Annotated in this window: 16 protein-coding genes; 4 read left to right on the plus strand and 12 right to left on the minus strand. The window is 46.2% G+C overall.

The window, feature by feature from the left end; translation table 11 throughout:
- Positions 1-234: 234 nt before the first annotated feature.
- From rpoH to ftsY, 4 genes are all read right to left on the minus strand, one after another.
- On the minus strand, positions 235-1,089 hold the full coding sequence (gene rpoH / locus OCV37_RS14520; protein ID WP_038185510.1) for an RNA polymerase sigma factor RpoH: 855 nt from the start codon (positions 1,087-1,089) through the stop codon (positions 235-237).
- 171 nt (positions 1,090-1,260) lie between these two features.
- Positions 1,261-2,244: a permease-like cell division protein FtsX gene (gene ftsX, locus OCV37_RS14525; protein WP_038185506.1), complete on the minus strand. Its 984-nt coding sequence runs from the start codon at positions 2,242-2,244 to the stop codon at positions 1,261-1,263.
- The gene (gene ftsE, locus OCV37_RS14530) at positions 2,234-2,908 is read right to left on the minus strand and encodes a cell division ATP-binding protein FtsE (RefSeq protein ID WP_038185505.1); all 675 of its coding nucleotides are present in this window, start codon (positions 2,906-2,908) and stop codon (positions 2,234-2,236) included. The genes ftsX and ftsE overlap by 11 nt, the downstream gene beginning before the upstream one ends.
- A gap of 124 nt (positions 2,909-3,032) precedes the next feature.
- The gene (ftsY, locus tag OCV37_RS14535) at positions 3,033-4,265 is read right to left on the minus strand and encodes a signal recognition particle-docking protein FtsY (protein WP_038185503.1); all 1,233 of its coding nucleotides are present in this window, start codon (positions 4,263-4,265) and stop codon (positions 3,033-3,035) included.
- A 242-nt stretch (positions 4,266-4,507) separates the two neighbouring features.
- Between ftsY and rsmD the strand changes: the two genes are divergently transcribed.
- Positions 4,508-5,113: a 16S rRNA (guanine(966)-N(2))-methyltransferase RsmD gene (rsmD, locus tag OCV37_RS14540; protein WP_038185499.1), complete on the plus strand. Its 606-nt coding sequence runs from the start codon at positions 4,508-4,510 to the stop codon at positions 5,111-5,113.
- A 31-nt stretch (positions 5,114-5,144) separates the two neighbouring features.
- Here the strand turns inward: rsmD and OCV37_RS14545 are convergent, their stop codons facing one another.
- The 5 genes from OCV37_RS14545 to OCV37_RS14565 form a co-directional block, all read right to left on the minus strand.
- Positions 5,145-5,732 carry a YhgN family NAAT transporter gene (locus OCV37_RS14545; RefSeq protein WP_038185497.1) on the minus strand — a complete coding sequence of 196 codons (588 nt, stop codon included), beginning with the start codon at positions 5,730-5,732 and terminating at the stop codon, positions 5,145-5,147.
- A gap of 132 nt (positions 5,733-5,864) precedes the next feature.
- Entirely contained in the window at positions 5,865-6,458 is a 594-nt protein-coding gene (locus tag OCV37_RS14550; protein WP_051680873.1) for a lysoplasmalogenase family protein, read from the minus strand.
- A 343-nt stretch (positions 6,459-6,801) separates the two neighbouring features.
- Positions 6,802-6,975, minus strand: a complete 174-nt coding sequence (locus OCV37_RS14555; RefSeq protein WP_157635087.1) for a hypothetical protein — start codon at positions 6,973-6,975, stop codon at positions 6,802-6,804.
- A 342-nt stretch (positions 6,976-7,317) separates the two neighbouring features.
- Complete coding sequence (locus tag OCV37_RS14560) at positions 7,318-7,689, minus strand: hypothetical protein (RefSeq protein WP_038185494.1); 372 nt, start codon at positions 7,687-7,689, stop codon at positions 7,318-7,320.
- Positions 7,690-7,738: 49 nt separating this feature from the next.
- A complete protein-coding gene (locus OCV37_RS14565) occupies positions 7,739-8,743 on the minus strand; it encodes an acyltransferase (protein WP_038185492.1) in 1,005 nt (334 codons plus the stop codon).
- A 215-nt stretch (positions 8,744-8,958) separates the two neighbouring features.
- Here OCV37_RS14565 and OCV37_RS14570 point away from each other — a divergent pair, with 215 nt between their 5' ends.
- Positions 8,959-9,429: a Dps family protein gene (locus OCV37_RS14570; RefSeq protein ID WP_038185490.1), complete on the plus strand. Its 471-nt coding sequence runs from the start codon at positions 8,959-8,961 to the stop codon at positions 9,427-9,429.
- A 76-nt stretch (positions 9,430-9,505) separates the two neighbouring features.
- On the opposite strand, the gene OCV37_RS14575 is transcribed toward OCV37_RS14570, so the two are convergent.
- Positions 9,506-10,732: an EAL and HDOD domain-containing protein gene (locus OCV37_RS14575; RefSeq protein ID WP_038185487.1), complete on the minus strand. Its 1,227-nt coding sequence runs from the start codon at positions 10,730-10,732 to the stop codon at positions 9,506-9,508.
- 9 nt (positions 10,733-10,741) lie between these two features.
- Positions 10,742-11,359, minus strand: coding sequence for a homoserine/homoserine lactone efflux protein (gene rhtB / locus OCV37_RS14580; protein WP_038185485.1), 618 nt, complete (start codon positions 11,357-11,359; stop codon positions 10,742-10,744).
- 70 nt (positions 11,360-11,429) lie between these two features.
- Between rhtB and OCV37_RS14585 the strand changes: the two genes are divergently transcribed.
- Together OCV37_RS14585 and OCV37_RS14590 are read left to right on the plus strand one after the other, a co-directional pair.
- Entirely contained in the window at positions 11,430-12,428 is a 999-nt protein-coding gene (locus OCV37_RS14585; RefSeq protein WP_038185482.1) for an alpha/beta fold hydrolase, read from the plus strand.
- Between the two features lie 161 nt (positions 12,429-12,589).
- Positions 12,590-13,414, plus strand: coding sequence for a Cof-type HAD-IIB family hydrolase (locus OCV37_RS14590; RefSeq protein ID WP_038185480.1), 825 nt, complete (start codon positions 12,590-12,592; stop codon positions 13,412-13,414).
- Between the two features lie 115 nt (positions 13,415-13,529).
- On the opposite strand, the gene OCV37_RS14595 is transcribed toward OCV37_RS14590, so the two are convergent.
- On the minus strand, positions 13,530-17,006 hold the full coding sequence (locus tag OCV37_RS14595) for an amino acid adenylation domain-containing protein (protein WP_084717538.1): 3,477 nt from the start codon (positions 17,004-17,006) through the stop codon (positions 13,530-13,532).
- Positions 17,007-17,013: the final 7 nt, after the last annotated feature.

The raw sequence follows: 17,013 nt of genomic DNA on the forward strand, positions 1-17,013 counted from the left end.
CAAGATGTAGTGATGATCTTTATTTTATTGTGTGTAAATATTTGGATATCCCCAAGCTGAACAATCTGTTCAGCGCTTGGTAATGACGACTCATACACCTAAAGTCAATCATTTAAACACAGACTTATCCACAGGTCGGAGTTGACATCACTGCACTGGTTTGGATCAAAAACAAAAACCGGGATCGCTGGGATCCCGGTTTCTAAATTTGGTTTGCCTGAGAGAAACGCCTGACTACATTTCTCCGACAGCTTCTTTCAGCTTCTTCATCGCATTTTTTTCCAACTGACGAATACGCTCAGCGGACACACCATAATTATCAGCTAAATCTTGCAATGTCGCTTTAGGCTCATCCAACCAACGAGAGCGGACAATATGCTGGCTACGCTCATCCAGGCTCGAGATCGCTAACGACAGACGATGATTGGTATGCTGTTCCCAATTGGTGCTTTCAAGATTTTCAGCAACATCCGAATTTTTATCTTCGAGATAAAGTACGGGTGCTGAAGCTGCATGACCTTCGTCATCATCAACAGACATATCAAAGGTGGCATCCTGAGCTGCCAGACGAGATTCCATCTCCCGGACTTCTGACGGTTCAACGCCTAATTCTTTTGCTACCGTTTCGACTTCACTATGATTAAACCAACCGAGGCGCTTCTTCGATTTTCTTAGATTAAAGAAAAGTTTGCGTTGCGCTTTGGTGGTCGCGATTTTGACGATACGCCAGTTGCGGAGCACATATTCATGGATTTCAGCTTTAATCCAATGTACGGCAAAAGAGACTAGCCGAACGCCGACTTCAGGATTGAAGCGCTTAACCGCTTTCATCAAGCCGATATTGCCTTCCTGAACTAGATCTGCCATTGGTAATCCATAACCGGAATAACCACGAGCAATATGAACGACGAAACGAAGATGCGACAGAATCAAACCTTTCGCGGCCTCAATTTCACCTTTGTAATGTAGTCGTTCCGCAAGCTCATGTTCTTCTTCTGCACTCAGCATCGGATAACTATTCACAGAACGGATATAGCTGTCCAGGCTATCTTGTGTCACAACTGCCATTGGATACGTATGGTTTGTCATTCAATTCCTCATCAATTTCTGATTAAGAGTGTACTCAACCTATGATTGTGGGACTCTATCATCTTGTTGCTTACGAGTTAAGTCCAACAGATACAGATAAACAATTTTCTATCAGAAGTCAAGATCCCGGTATAACTTGCTGCGAACCTCAGGAAGTAAGACCCCGCATTGCTATACAGGTTCAATTTCTTTCAAATGTCGCTGTGCAGATAGCTTGGCCGCAATACAACTGAGCAATGTCCCCACCATCAGGAGTAGCAAGGATTCATCCCAGCCTAATCCTAAAAGTCGGAACTGACTATCATAGAGCGTTGCTAACTGACTCACTGCACCATTGAATAATATAGTCAGAAAAGCCGTAAATAACCATGCACTGACGGAGCCGAGAAACCCAAACCACATACCGGAGTACAAATAAGGCCGCAAAATAAACACATCTGTCGCCCCGATCAGTTTCATGGTTTGAATTTCTTCTTTGTTGGCTAGCACATTAAAGCGTAATGTATTGCCGACAATCAGGAAAACAGCAGCAAACATCAGCAATGACAGACTCACGACAACCATTGTCGCCAGATGTTTGATCGCATCCAAGCGTGTCAGCCAATCTTCGTCAAGGCGAACATCGGTGACATTTTGCTCATGCTGCAGGCTCTCGGCGAGTTGTTTTACTTCGGATTGCTTGGTCACCGCAGGTGTAATCACAATCACCCCGGGTAATGCATAATCATCCAACAGACTGATCGCCTGTTCAAATCCCGCATTCTTGCTCATCTCGGCTAGTCCCTGCTGCGGAGAAATGTATTCCGCTTTCTTCACACTCGGGCGCACTTCGATTTCATCTTTCAGGACCATCACCCGGGCTTCGGGTGTCCCTTCCTCAAGATAAACGCTGATTTGCGAAGGAGTGGCAACATGGCTGGCAACCGAGGCTACATTTTTACTTAACAGGTACAGACAGGCAGGCATCGTTAAGGCCATCGAGATAACAGCCAATGTCAGTAAGTTCCCCATCGGGCGCTGCTGCCACAAGGCCAGAAAAGACGATTTCGCCTGCTTGTAATGTATGGCCAGAAAGTGATCGCGAGGCGGACGCTTTTGTTGTTCTCGTTTTTTCTTTGAATTGGAGGCGCGTTTGTTTTTCGGCTTAGTGGCCATAATCTTCAACCTCACTTAAGAAACCCTGATTGAGTTCGAGATGGCGATACATCGGACGGGAGTTCACCAGATTAATATCATGTGTCGCAAGGAGAATGGTGACACCGGCACGGTTGAATTCCTCAAACAAGCGAAGAATACGGTTGGATAAATCAGGGTCGAGATTACCGGTTGGTTCATCAGCCAGTAGCAATGTCGGCCGATTGACGACCGCCCTTGCGATTCCGACACGCTGTTGTTCTCCCCCGGAAAGCTGACTCGGCAGGCAACGAATTTTACCCAACAGGCCGGTTTTATCCAAAGCCGCCGAGACGCGTCTTTTAATCTCATTCTCAGAGATGGATTCAATCCGCATCGGGAGTGCCACATTATCGAACACGCTGCGATCCATCAACAACCGATGCTCCTGAAATACAATCCCGATATTCCGACGTAAAAACGGAATATCCGGGTTCGGAATGCGTGTGATATCGTGTCCGTTAAAATGAATTCGCCCGTCAGTCGGCCGTTCAATAGCACAAATCAATTTCAGTAATGTACTTTTCCCAGCACCCGAATGCCCGCCGACAAATGCCATCTCCCCACGACGCAGATGGAAATCAACCTTTTGTAAGGCTTGTCGTCCGCCCCGATAGGCTTTACTCACTTGCTGAAATCTGATCACTCGCTATCCCCTTCCTCAAACATAATCGATGTTTGTTGCCCGTCTATATACTTTGTTTGCGACAGTCAGTTTTGCAACCCTACTCGTTTCATGTTCATCGGCTTAACCATTGACTTCACGGTAGTTATTCATCCCGACTAAACAAGGCTTCGATGAACTCTTCAGTTTGGAAAGGACGTAAATCATTGATACCTTCTCCGACACCAATATAGCGAATTGGGATCTTAAATTGATCCGCAATTGCAAAAATTACCCCACCTTTAGCGGTTCCGTCGAGTTTTGTCAGGGTAATTCCCGTAACAGGTGCAACTTCACTGAACAATTTAGCCTGACTGATCGCATTCTGTCCGGTACCGGCATCTAAGGTCAGCATAATTTCATGAGGTGCCGAATCATCAAGCTTCTTCATCACGCGAACAATTTTGCGCAATTCTTCCATCAGGTTGCCTTTATTTTGTAATCGTCCGGCCGTATCTGCAATGACCACATCCACACCCCGCGCCTTGGCAGCTTCAATGGTATCGTAAATCACCGAGGCGCTATCGGCCCCCGTATGCTGAGCGATAACTGGCACTTGATTACGCTCTCCCCAGATCTGCAGTTGCTCAACTGCCGCCGCCCGGAATGTATCTCCGGCAGCCAGCATGACTTTCTTACCCTGCATCTGATATTGCTTTGCCAGTTTACCGATAGTGGTCGTTTTGCCCACGCCGTTCACTCCGACCATCAGAATCACATAAGGGGTTTGCTGTTCATCAATGATTAAAGGCTGCTCAACATGAGAAAGAATCTCACCCATTTCTTCTTTCAGCAGGCCGTACAACGCTTCACCGTCTTTTAACTGTTGACGATTAGCTTTTTCCGTCAGATTTTTAATAATCTTCAGCGTTGTATCCATACCGACATCGGCCACTAACAACTGCTCTTCGAGTTCTTCAAAGAGGTCATCATCGATCTTTTTCCCTTTGAATAAACCAAAAAAACCAGCGCCAATATTGGCTTTCGTCCGGCTCAGACTTCTTTTTAAACGTGCAAAAAAACCTTCTGTCGGTTTTTCCTGTTCAATCACTCTCACCGGTTGAGGCGTTTCCGGGACAGGCTCTGCGTGGCTGACTTGACTTGTTTCCTTGGTGTCTTCAGTTTCCGCCTCGACTTGATGCTCAGGAAGTTCAGCCACTTCATGTTCAGCGTTTTCGTCTGCTGGCGTGACACTTGCCAAAGACGCTTCCGTTTCAGAAAGATCTTCACTCACATCACTTTCAGTCGATGTTTCAGTCAGATCATTGTTTTGATTGGGCGTCTCATCGTCACCAAAACCAAGCCATGACAGCAGGCCACGCTTCTTTTTTTCTGTCATCTGGAAATATCCTAGATTTATTCATTGGTCCAAAACGTTATAATACCAGTTCTATTGATGACGTCATTGGTATCATACTTTGCTCAGAATATTTATATTCTCAAGGCAAGAAAAATGACAAAGCCGTGAAAAATCTAAACTCAGGCTGTTAAACTTCATCATGCTTCAATTCGTACCCTCACCCGTCTGCAAAAAAACAGGCAGGGCGGCTATATTAACACTTTATTTTCGGTCAAAAAATCATGGGAAAACATCGCCAGCCAAACCAGTCACAAAAAAGAGACAAATCAGGCTTTATTCGGATTATTAGTGGGTTGTGGAAAGGCCGAAAATTACCGGTTTATGATGCAGAAGGTCTCAGACCGACCACGGACAGAGTCAAAGAAACCCTGTTTAACTGGTTAGCGACCGATATTCCTCAAGCCCGTTGTCTCGATCTGTTTGCCGGTTCAGGGAGCCTTGGGTTCGAGGCAGCATCACGTCAGGCTGAACAGGTAACTCTCATCGAGAAGAACCCGGCTGCATTTCAGCAACTCAGGCAAAATCAACATGCTTTGTCAGCACAACAGCTCCAAATTATTCAGAGCGATGCGCTGCTTTACCTCGCCCAACCGCCGGCAGCACCTTACGATATTGTATTTATTGACCCACCATTCCGCCAAGGGTTATTAGAAGAAACACTCCGGTTACTGGAGCACAACCAATGGCTGCACGAACACGCGATGATTTATATTGAGAGTGAGAAAGAATGGCCAGTCACAGCCATTCCTGCATCTTGGCAACTCTATCGGGAAAAAGTTGCCGGACAAGTATGCTATCGCTTATACCAGAAGGCTCCATCAATCTAGCAGCGAGCCGTGGCGGGTTGCAAACGACCTTTTAGCCCGCCACATAACTTTTAATGCCATCCAAAAACATCTGTGTTGAAACCATGACCAAAAGTAATCCCATCAAACGCTCGGCAGCTTTCAATCCTCTTTCCCCCAAAACCCGGTGGAAAAAGTCATAAAACATCAAAATAATCGATGTACCGGTCCATGCCAGAAAAACAGCCAATGCCAGTTCTGGTAACTCGTTGGGCGATTGTGAAGAAAACACCAGTAACGATGCGATCAAAGACGGACCGGCAATCATCGGCACGGCCATGGGCACAATAAAGGGTTCCTCACCGGCAGCCAATCCTGTAATTGAACCGGCACTGGGAAAGATCATCTTAATTGCGATGATAAACAGAATCACCCCGCCAGAGATACTCAATGTCTCCGGTGCGACTTTCAGGAAACCCAGTATATTTTTGCCGGCAAACAGAAAAATCATCAGAATAAGCAGCGCAAAACACAACTCACGGATTAACACGATACGTCGCCGTTTCGGGTCAAGGTGTTTTAAGATCGCCAGCACTATCGGGAGGTTGCCAAGCGGATCCATGATCAAAAACATCATGGTCGCGACGGAAAAAATTTCCATACTTACATCTCAGGTGATTCAATAAAAAATGGAGTATAACAACCTGCAAGCAAGATTTCGACGTCCGCGTGAGCTCGTCGGAGTGCTCTATATTCAAGCACTTCCATTCATCAGAGCCTCGGAAAATTTCGCTCAGGGATGAGCTGGCAATACTGCGGCCACAAGCAGACACAAGGCCACTAAAAATCCGCACGTCGTCACTAAAGAGAGTTGATCTAACTTCTTCTGACCGGGATAGACCATGACCCGGAAGAACACCACAAACCATAGTGCTGCGCCGACAGAGGCTTCCAGAGCATTCCAACTGCGCGCTTGAAGCCACCATCCGCTGGCAGACCAAATCAGTCCGAGTAACCCCATCCCCAATACCGCAACAGCAGTCATCCGTTTATCGATATGGGGCAGGAACAGCAGATAAAGAACAATGCCGAGTGCAATCAAGGTGATCGGTAACCACCATTGGACCGGGTACAAAATATGTTGCCAAAAGGCCAGACTGAAAGCGCAACAACTCAATAGAAAGGCAGCAAAGGATAAACGGCATTTGGTTTGACGAAAGAAGGACCAAGTAAAGATCAGACAGCAGCCTAACGCCACTGAACTCCAGACAACTGAAGCACGCCATTCTGACGTAACACTCCACATTAAGACCAATAATACTGTGGTACAAATGAGCCCCAAATAAAAAGAGAGTCTGTTTGGGTGACCGACATGGCTTTCCTGCATACAAGCTACCTTCGTGTTGAACAGGTGCTAGTTTATAGCCGTTTCATGAGAAATCCACCGATGGCTTCAAAAACTTGGATCTGAGTAAAGAAGTAACCCCGCACTGTATAAAAACAGTACAAAGTCGCAAAAAATCGTCAAAACTAATGGCTCCGTCATGAAACTCCAGTTTTATAAAATAAACCCAAAATACAAATGAGCATTTAATCAGTTTTAAATGTTATTAACGACAACGACAAAAAATAAAAATCATTTAAAAACAAATAAATAAAAATAATCACACTGTAAAGACAAAGATTAATAAAAACTCAGAGATAATAAATAAAAAAACACATCAGACCACTTAAAAATTACCTTCACACTGCGCCAGTTGATAACTATTGTCAAATACATCGATAGAGCAACCAACTTTTTGCTTAAAAAGACCGATAAACCATCCCACCACCTTTAAACCACCAAAACCAACAAGGCTAGATAAACACCACTGTTTAATTGATTTTTTTGGAATATAAATCATATAGTTAAACGACAAGAAACGTCTAAAAACCAATATGGAACAAATAACAAACAGCCAAAAATACCACTAAAACTAGCGATATCTCACCTCTGAACTCACATAAACATGGTTTTTCAAAGATTTTACAAAATGAATTTGATCAATTATGAAAAAATGGTATTCTGTATAAATATTAGCAAACAAATTATAGGAGCAGTGTATTTATGATTACGCCATCTCAAAAGCAGGGACTTGTCATGATTGCAGTTATTCTCGGCCTTATGACACTGCCTCTGATTTACTGATACTTGGATAAACAAAAAGGGACGCAAAAGTGCGTCCCTTTTTGTTTATCCAATCATTTCATTCAAATAACTTCGCTGACACAAATTCCCAATGGATGTAGTAAACCCCTAGCGCAATCAACGTCATAATCATCATCACAGAAAGAGCAGCACGCCAGATAAAACGACTACTCCTTGGCATCAACTCTTTCATACACGCATCATAAGCGTCCAGAAATGCCTCACAATCATCTAATTGATAATCGGTTTCATGTAGTAGCTTATTCCGAACGGTCGCGATATATCTCAGCTTTTTGATCACATGATGAGGTAATCGGTTCTCACAACTTGAAATCAGTTGGTGCAGTCCTCGCCCTTCAGCATGATATTGAACACGCAGGAGATGCTCCAGCTTCCGTGTTCTGATAACAACTTTTTCAATCTCTGACATGGCCATCTCCTTGATTTCTCCTCATGCTCAGATACCTATGATGCTGACATTATGGCAACAACCATCGAGTCAACCGGAAACGAGCACAGGCCCAGCTCATCATTAAAGCGCCGACATAGCTCATTATAATCCATAATGGGATCACCCAGAGAGGATGCCCTGAGAAATTTAGCACAAAATGATGCATCGGCCATAAAACCAAGGGATGAAGGATATATATGCCCAAACTATAACGGCTGGTAAACCGGGTCACGGCTTGAAATGCCGGAGATAAACGATCCCCCCAGTGTCGGCACAGCACAAAAACCATTCCGGCGATCACAATGGTGTTCAGCGTCTTGTAGGACAGCCAACGTTTAACGGTATATTCCCCGGCATCCACACTCAGGTGAATCACCATATAAACCGTGACCGCTAAGCCGAGAATTCCCAACAACGCCCAAAGCCAGACATGAACCGCCTCTCGCGACAAATAGTATCCGAGCAGCAGATAGCCGGAATACAGCCAGAGTGTCGCAGACCAGAAGCCATCCCAATAAAACAGATAAGCAACGGCGCTGCACAACCATAGCAACAAATAGCCTTGCGTAAACCATTCATACCGTCTGACAGCCCAGTGAAAGATAGGAATCAAAGCATATAACGGAATAAAGTAATAAAAGAATCCCAGATGATAGTAAGTCGCTTCATAGGGCATGTCGAAGAGACGGGTCTTCACCGTATTCCAGTCAAAACCACGGGTATCCCACCCAGACAGATAAGCATAGAAAACGGACCAGACCAGAAACGGAATCACAACTTTCAGCACTCTGCGTTGCAGATAGTATTTTCCATCGAAAGGACGCGCATCACCAATAAGAAGCGCTCCGGAGACCATGATAAATACCGGCACAGCCCAGCGGCTGATGCCATTTAATCCGGCCGCAACTACCCAGTGATCAAACGGAATCACATCAAATTGATGACGGAACGGCCCCAAAACATGGATACCAACCACAAACAGAGCTGCCAAAGAACGCAGTAAATCGAAATAGAAAACCCGACTGGGACTCATCTTGAATCTCTCCTCTTATCTTGTAACTGACTCTAGCGAGAGCGCCCTGTCAGATACAACAATCTGTGGTTATCTTTTGTTCAAGCTTATGTCAGGAATTCATTTTGATAGAAATGACCGATTAATAAAATCAACTTAACCGAATTTATTTTATGATTCGAGCGACCTATGATGAACAGGAATCAAACAGAATTCAGAAATAGATGGAGTGTCTTATGAAAACGAATGTCATCGGCTTAGACAGTACAACCAGCCAAAAACTTGCAACATCTTTGAATCAACTCCTCGCCAACTATCAGGTATTTTACATGAATGTCAGGGGTTACCACTGGAACATTAAAGGACCGGAATTTTTTGAACTTCATACCAAGTTTGAAGAGATCTATACCGATTTGCTGACTAAAATCGATGAAGTCGCCGAACGGATCCTGACCTTGGGAAGCACCCCGCTACATACCTTTAGTGATTATGTGACACGCTCGGAAATTCAGGAGCATAAACAAGCCTCACAAGCAAAAGCAACGGTTGAAGGCTTAGTGCAGGGATTCGGAACACTGGTGAAACAACAACGAGAAATTTTGGGGATTGCCGGCGATGCGGGTGATGAAGGAACCGCAGCATTGATGAGCGATTATATCAGAGAGCAAGAAAAACAAATTTGGATGTTTAACGCTTGGCTACAGTAAAGTGATTGGTTTTCAAAAACAGATATCACATCCAAGCTAAATTCTGAGAACGTTCTATGACTATCGGTCTGAGGGGTCACACGATATATTGCGCATTATTACTCCAACATAATGCTTCGTGGAGTGATTGACTGACTTCCTCAACCGATAGACCCATTTTCGCGCTCTCGGTCTCAATCCCGTCCCAGTTACCCCGCTCAAAATGCTCCTGAATCGTGAGCAAATCACCAAAAGCCCCCTTGCGCTTCGCTAAGGCTTCTTTAGCCAATTCAGGTAATGGTAGCTGTTCCATTAAATCATCAATGGAAACATCCAAAATCGCATCGAGCACAGAAAAAAGACCAATCATAAATGCTTGCCCCTTCAGCTCATGAAAAATGTCATGGGATGACATCAGTTGACAGAAGTGAGCACGCTGCAACGATAATCGATAGAGTTCTTTTGGCTTGTCTACCGCGATATATGATGCCACGGTCAAAGACACAAACGACTTGAGTCTGTCCTGCCCTAAATAGATGAGTGCCTGGCGGAAAGATGAGATGCTGACACAAATACGATCTGAAAGTGCATTCACAAAACGTAATAATTTATAAGACAAAGTAACGTCTTGTGAGAGGATCTCTTCGACGCGTTCAAAGTCCACCTCGGGCTGGCAAACTTCAATAAATAAATTCATTGCTGTCAGATATTCAGGAACCACATAGCGTTTTTTCATCACCTGCGGCTTTCTGAAGTAATAGCCCTGAAAGAATGAGAAGCCAGCGGCTTTTGTCTGTAGAAACTCTGCTTCCGTTTCTACTCGCTCCGCGAGAAACCGGCACTGACATTTTTCGGCAATTTTTTCCCGGACAAACTGACAAGCCTCATCAACGCCCAAGGCCATAATATCCAGCTTAACAATATGAACATAGGGGAGAAAACGTTCCCAGGCCGGTGAATAAACGAAATCATCCAGCGCTAATAAATAGCCGTGGCGATGTAAGTCACGAACAACATGATATAACTCATCGGTCGGTTCGCAGGTTTCTAAAACTTCAACGACAATCCGGTGCTTGGGAAGTGTAAAGGGAAGACGGCGAATCAGGCTTTTATATGGGAAATTGATAAAACAACGTGCGGAACGTCGATCAGATGAGCGACCGACCGTCAGAAAGTTTTCAGCAATTAAACGATAGGTTGCCCGCTCTGAACTGATATGAGAGGGGAAAGCATTCATTTCTCCGTCTCGGAAAAGTAACTCGTAGCCTAACGTGACACCTTTTGCATTCAGGATAGGCTGACGGGCAACATATGTATATCGCATTCTTCGAACCTAGGCTTTTGCCACAGCCAATAAAGCGCCACACCCCAAAAATGCGGATCCAAACACCTTATTCAAACGACGTATCACAAATTCCGAGCGAGTATATCGCCTGAGTTTCGCGGCAAGCGAAGTGTATGTCAGCATCACCAGAGTATCGATGACCATGGTTGTTATACCTAAAATTATAAGTTGTATCACCTGGGGGCCTTCAGGTTGAATAAACTGAGGAAAAAGCGCCACCAGAAAAACAATCGATTTTGGATTCGTGAGATTGATCAGCATCGATTTGCGTAGCATAACCCAGGGTTGATACAAAGTCTGTGATTCAGTCGTGAAAGACGTGCTAGTCTCACGCCATTTTTGAATGCCTAACCAAACAAGGTAAGCGACGCCAACCCACTTAATGATACTAAACGCGAGCACGGACTGAGCCACCAACGCTCCGACACCGATGCCCACCAGCAGGATATGAAAGCCCAATCCCAACTGGAGGCCGACAATCGCAAACAGTGATTTGCGGGTACCGTAATTAAGGCCATTACTGATAGAATTCACCGTGCCAGAACCGGGAGCCAGACTGAAAATAATTGCCGTGGCTACATAAGCGAGCCAGACGTGTAGTTCCATGGGAATTCCTCTATACTAAAGACGCTTAACACAATACGAATCTTTCATACTATCAGCAATCAGTTGGATTATGAATCAACATAAAATACCGACCTCCCCTTATACGCAAGAGTTTCTCTTTGAGCAAGCCGTCCGCAACGATATTTCGACGTTCTGGCAGGATAGGCAGGAAGGAACATTGCGTGCATTTGATAAAAAGAAGCTCTATTGGTGTCGCTTCACTCATCCTGACCACGATCAAATGATACTGATTGCGAACGGACGCATTGAGTCGGTGTGGAAATATCAGGAACTACTCTACGATTTATTCCGTCAAGGCTATGATATTTATACCTATGATCATCGAGGACAAGGGTTGTCCGAACGCCTGTGTACCGATAAACAAATCGGCCATGTCGGAGAATTTCATGACTACGTTCGTGATATGGAGTCCATTCTTGCGCAGACGCTGGTAACCAAATCTTACCGGGCCCGTTTCCTGCTCGCCCATTCAATGGGCGGAGCCGTGGTCACGCGCTATATTCAAACCCATCCAGATCATCAATTTGATGCCATGGCACTAACTGCACCGATGTTCGGCGTCCATATGCCTTATTTACTACGCCCAATTGCGCTGCCTTTGACTCAGATTTTGTCGGCACTGACATCAGAGCCCAAGTATGCACCGGGTTATCAGGGATATTTGTCCAAACCGTTTGACAATAATCCGCTGACACACAGCCAGACAAGATACCGTTGGTTCCGGCAGTTGTATGAGAGTCATCCTGAACTGAAATTAGGCGGCCCCAGTGCACAGTGGATTTGGCAAAGTCTCATGGCGATCAAACAATGCCATCTGCTCACACGACAAGTAACACTGCCGACACTGATTGTTCAGGCCGGAGAAGAAAGCATCGTCAGCAACTATGCCCAAGATCGGTTTCACCGCAAAGTGTCTAAAACCAACCGTGACTGCGAACTCTTTCGAGTTGAAGGCGCAAAACATGAGTTGTTATTTGAAAGCGATCAATACCGGACACCAACTCTGGATGCGATTCTCCGCCATTTTTCATCCCATCGTTCAGCGTAAACACCGCTGAACACAGCGGATTCGATACCAAAACAGACCAGAGGAAAAGAGGAAAAGAGGAAAAGGGATATGATCGATTTTACCCTCTTCTTCCCCTTTATATTTTCGTAAAATAGTCAATAACGCAGTTCTGCATGACATTTCGATCAAATGAGGATTTTATGACGCTGATCAGCAAAGATATTCGCATTGTTGCTTCTGATCTCGATGGGACATTACTCGCTCCGGACCATAAGTTAAGCCCATTTACAAAGAGCACACTGAAAGACCTCCATCAGAAAGGGTATACCTTTATCTTTGCTACCGGACGTCATCATGTTGATGTCGCCGGCATCCGTGAAATTGCAGGCATTCCTGCGTTCATGATTACCTCGAATGGTGCCCGGATCCACAGCCCGGATAATCAATTGATGTTCAGCCGTAATGTTCCGAAAGATTGGATCCAAGATTTGGTTGATGTCTGTAAACATGACCCGGATATTTTTATCCACATATATCATGATGATCAATGGCGACTCAGCAATGTCGACGAAGCAACTCAGCGATATCACAATGAATCCAAGTTCACGTTTCAGATGTTTGATCCGGAAAATCCCCCCTTGGATAACGTGGCAAAAGTATTCTTCACCCACAAGCATTCCAGCCACGAAGCTCTGGTACACTACGAGGAGATTCTCAAGCAACGCTTCGCAGGGAATGTGACCATTGCATTTTCCAGCCCCTGCTGCCTTGAAGTGATGGGACCGGAGATTTCAAAAGGCCACGCATTACAGGTGGTTGCCAACTCCCTCAACCATACACTAGATCATTGTATCGCCTTTGGTGACGGGATGAATGATATTGAAATGTTGTCTATGGCTGGTCGCGGCCTCGTGATGAAAACAGCCCATGAAAAAGTCTTGTCAGCCTTACCGAAAATTGAGCGCATCGGGAGCCATGCCGACGATGCTGTTGCCCATTATCTTCACCAACACTTGCTGCAGTAACACACAAACCTTCGTCTTATTGGGCAGTCGTTGTCTATCCACCAGCAATCAATATTCGGGAGTGCTGGTGGACATGTCGGCTGCTGACAGGATAGAACAACAGACTCACCAGCATTCAGTTGGCTGATAGCGGTGTCGCCATATGGAGCAGAGCACCGGCGTCACCACATCCGGCCCGATGCCCGCTATCAAGGTTCGGAGCATCGATCGGCACGGCCGAGTCAGGGTCTGAGGTATAGTGTCGTAGCGCAATCATGGGCTGCTCAATAATCTGAATCAGCAGGTGTTCAAACAGCCGAGCCAGACGCTGAGGTGAATATCGTGTTGACCGATACGCAATCAGCACTTCCAAAGATTCACCGGGCGTCACAAAAACGGTCAGCGGTAAATGGGTATAACCCCGGTTTTCCATCGCGGTCAGTTTCATGCCGTGATAATCGAGACTAAACCAATGCTCATCATTCGGATAGTTATCCACTGACAACATGGTATCAAACCAACATGCCTCCCCGGTCAGTTGTCCGATTTCATTCAATCCCAACATATCATGTTCACAGAGATGAATCTGTTCCGACTGAACCGCTTTCATCTGTTCAATGAGCGAGCGATTTTTTTGGAGCCGAATCCGGACGGGAATCGTATTGGTAAACAGGCCGACATAAGATTCTATCCCCTCAATATTACAAAATCGTCCAGAAACCGGAGAACCGAAAATAACGTCTTCACGTCCACTGAGATCCCCCAAAATCAGCCCCCATACTCCCTGCATCAACGAATTGATGGTTAAACCGTGATGCTGGCAAAGTGTCGTCAGCTTCTGGGTCATCTGAGGCGACAACTGAAAAGACACATCACCAACCTGCGCTGAAGGGGATTCATTCTGATAGATCAGGGTCGGCTGTGCGCCAGCCAATACCTGTGACCATACTTGTCTGGCAACCGATTTATCCCGTGACGCTAATTGTCGAATCACGCTGGCATAACGCTCCGGGCTTTGCGGGGCTGCTAACGCTGCGGCCGCCACATAAGCCTGCAGCAGATCCCGAAGCAAGATCGGTATCGACCACCCATCAATCACCAGATGGTGTTCAGACAAAAATAGCGTATGCTGATTGTCATGATGATGCACCAATACGGCATAAAGTAGTGGCTGACGGGTATCCTGCATATCAAAAGGACGCAAAACTTCCCGGGATTCAATGGTCGCCAGCATCGCATCTTGCTCCTCATCAGACCAAGCATTCAGAGAGCAAGTTTCCAGCGGCCATAAGCTTGTTCCTTGTTCCGCGGGGTCAAGCGTGATTTGAGGCAATACCTGCACCGCCTGATCTAAAATATGAACATCAAAACGAGCCAGTAACTGCGGGTGACGTAATACAACGTTATTCAGCGCTTGCTGCAAACGCTGTACATCCATGTCCCCCACAAACTGCATCTTTGTCAGTGCGTTATAGTTACTCTGTTGACCACAGGCACGCACATGAGACAGCAGGCCATTCTGTACCGGTAAAGTCGGAATAATGTCATGAATTGCACCATATGCTGCCGTGAACTGCGCCCGGAGATCGTCACTGATCACGATATGCGCAGCAGAGCTCTCCTCACGCGTAACACTCGCATGAGGATAACGGTCAATTTTCAGGGCTATCTTTTCCAGCGTCTTCTCGACAAAGATATCTTTGACTTTCAAGAGGTATCCTTGCTGACGGATTCGGTTGACCAAGGCCATTGCTGAAATGCTGTCACCACCGAGAGAGAAAAAGTCATCTTCCGCAGAGATTACCGAGCCCCCGAATAGTGACAAAGCTTCCTGACATAACAATCGTTCGCTAGCCGTCTGCGGGGCTCGACCAAGACATCGAGTCACCGACAGAGGCATGGCAGCCAACGCTTTGCGGTCAATTTTACCGCTCGCATTAATCGGCATCTCAGCGATAATCTCAATGACCGAAGGCACCATGTAATCAGGCAGAATCTGGGCAAGTGCCGCCAACAAATGCTCACTACGAAGTTGACTGACATGGTCAGGCACCGCGACACAAAATCCAATCAATCGGTGTGTCCCCGCAAAAGGCTGCGCCACAACAACTGCCTGAGCAACACCTTGCTGAAGCGATAAGGCGTTTTCCACTTCTCCCAACTCGATCCGATAGCCGCGAATTTTTACCTGATCATCACAACGCCCGATAAAAGCAAGTTGCCCCTTTTCAGACCAACACACCAGATCTCCGGTACGATACATCACATCACCGGCAACAAATGGATCGGCGACAAAGCGTTCTGCGGTCATCCCGGGTTGATTTAAATATCCCTGCGCCATCCCCGCACCAGCAAGATAAAGCTCTCCGACACTCCCTGTCGGTACCGGTGTCAGCGTTTCATCCAAAACATAGGTGCGCGTATTGGCGATAGGGCGACCGATCACTGGAGTATCATCCGCTTTAAAACTGGCACTCACGGCATCAACCGTATATTCCGTTGGCCCATAAAAGTTTTCAACGATCAGAGCAGGATACTCTTTCACCTTTTGCCACAACTTATGAGGAACCGCTTCACTACCGACTAAGACAAGTGTCGGTACATGTGACATGGTCATCAGTCCGGCTTCCAGCATCTGATAAAACAGCGAAGGGGACAAATCTAAAGCGTCAATCTGATCTTGCCCGACCAACCGAGCCAGCTCAAACGCATCCCGACGTTGCTCATTCGAATAGAGATACAAGGTATGTCCGTGAATCATCCATAAAATTTGCTCCCAGGATGCATCGAAAGAAAAAGAGGTGGTATGAGCCGCCCGGACAATGGGACAATCACGGACTTGTCGCAACTGCGACAGCGCCCGTTCAAAAATGGTCTGTCTATGAGACAGCGCGAGATTCAGTAACGCACCATGATGATTTAAAACCCCTTTCGGTTGACCGGTCGAACCGGATGTAAAAATAATATAAGCAGTATCCTTTCTTTGCGGTGCAGGATAATCCGAGGGGAAATCTTGACGGACAGACAACAAGGTTTCGAATCGCCACAGCACCATAAGCGATGGTTCTGTCAGTGCTTGTTGTAAAGCAGACGACGGATTTGCATCGATCAGTACACCACGGGGACGCGCTTGTTCCAGCATCGCCTCAATTCGTTCCTGCGGGTAATCCGGATCAATGGGGAGATAAACGGCACCACATTTCATCACCGCCAGCAGCGCAATCACGGCATTCCCGGTTCTCGGTAACGCAACCCCAATCACATCACCATGCCGGACACCGCCTTGCAAGAGGCTCGCCGCAACGGTATTGATCTGCTCATTCAATTGCGCGAACGTCCATGATGACTGGCTGTCGGACAATGCCAGTCGTGACGGAAATGATTCGACTTGCTGTTTTAGCAGGTCAAGAATGGTTTGGTACTCCGCGGGAAGGACGAGTGCCGTACCGGCAGACCATGGCTGAATATCGAGTTGAGCCGCCGGTATGCGTGATGTGAAGTTCAATGCGTGCGCGGCCGACTCCGAGTCTTTTACAAAATCAACGTTTTCAGGCGGTCTTACTGCCTGTGACCATAATGACATTGATTCATCAATAACATTACTCATAGACATAGCGATA

It is taken from the genome of Vibrio rhizosphaerae, assembly GCF_024347095.1.
Taxonomy (GTDB): Bacteria; Pseudomonadota; Gammaproteobacteria; order Enterobacterales; family Vibrionaceae; genus Vibrio; species Vibrio rhizosphaerae.

What these genes read in the sequence shown, in the direction of transcription:
- OCV37_RS14565 (WP_038185492.1), bottom strand. Translation starts at nt 8,743, where the DNA reads ATGAGTCCCAGTCGGGTTTTCTATTTCGATTTACTGCGTTCTTTGGCA.
- OCV37_RS14550 (WP_051680873.1), bottom strand. Translation starts at nt 6,458, where the DNA reads ATGCAGGAAAGCCATGTCGGTCACCCAAACAGACTCTCTTTTTATTTG.
- OCV37_RS14585 (WP_038185482.1), top strand. Translation starts at nt 11,430, where the DNA reads ATGAATCAACATAAAATACCGACCTCCCCTTATACGCAAGAGTTTCTC.
- rsmD (WP_038185499.1), top strand. Translation starts at nt 4,508, where the DNA reads ATGGGAAAACATCGCCAGCCAAACCAGTCACAAAAAAGAGACAAATCA.
- OCV37_RS14595 (WP_084717538.1), bottom strand. Translation starts at nt 17,006, where the DNA reads ATGTCTATGAGTAATGTTATTGATGAATCAATGTCATTATGGTCACAG.
- OCV37_RS14570 (WP_038185490.1), top strand. Translation starts at nt 8,959, where the DNA reads ATGAAAACGAATGTCATCGGCTTAGACAGTACAACCAGCCAAAAACTT.
- OCV37_RS14545 (WP_038185497.1), bottom strand. Translation starts at nt 5,732, where the DNA reads ATGGAAATTTTTTCCGTCGCGACCATGATGTTTTTGATCATGGATCCG.
- rpoH (WP_038185510.1), bottom strand. Translation starts at nt 1,089, where the DNA reads ATGACAAACCATACGTATCCAATGGCAGTTGTGACACAAGATAGCCTG.
- rhtB (WP_038185485.1), bottom strand. Translation starts at nt 11,359, where the DNA reads ATGGAACTACACGTCTGGCTCGCTTATGTAGCCACGGCAATTATTTTC.
- OCV37_RS14590 (WP_038185480.1), top strand. Translation starts at nt 12,590, where the DNA reads ATGACGCTGATCAGCAAAGATATTCGCATTGTTGCTTCTGATCTCGAT.
- ftsX (WP_038185506.1), bottom strand. Translation starts at nt 2,244, where the DNA reads ATGGCCACTAAGCCGAAAAACAAACGCGCCTCCAATTCAAAGAAAAAA.
- ftsY (WP_038185503.1), bottom strand. Translation starts at nt 4,265, where the DNA reads ATGACAGAAAAAAAGAAGCGTGGCCTGCTGTCATGGCTTGGTTTTGGT.
- OCV37_RS14555 (WP_157635087.1), bottom strand. Translation starts at nt 6,975, where the DNA reads ATGATTTATATTCCAAAAAAATCAATTAAACAGTGGTGTTTATCTAGC.
- OCV37_RS14560 (WP_038185494.1), bottom strand. Translation starts at nt 7,689, where the DNA reads ATGTCAGAGATTGAAAAAGTTGTTATCAGAACACGGAAGCTGGAGCAT.
- OCV37_RS14575 (WP_038185487.1), bottom strand. Translation starts at nt 10,732, where the DNA reads ATGCGATATACATATGTTGCCCGTCAGCCTATCCTGAATGCAAAAGGT.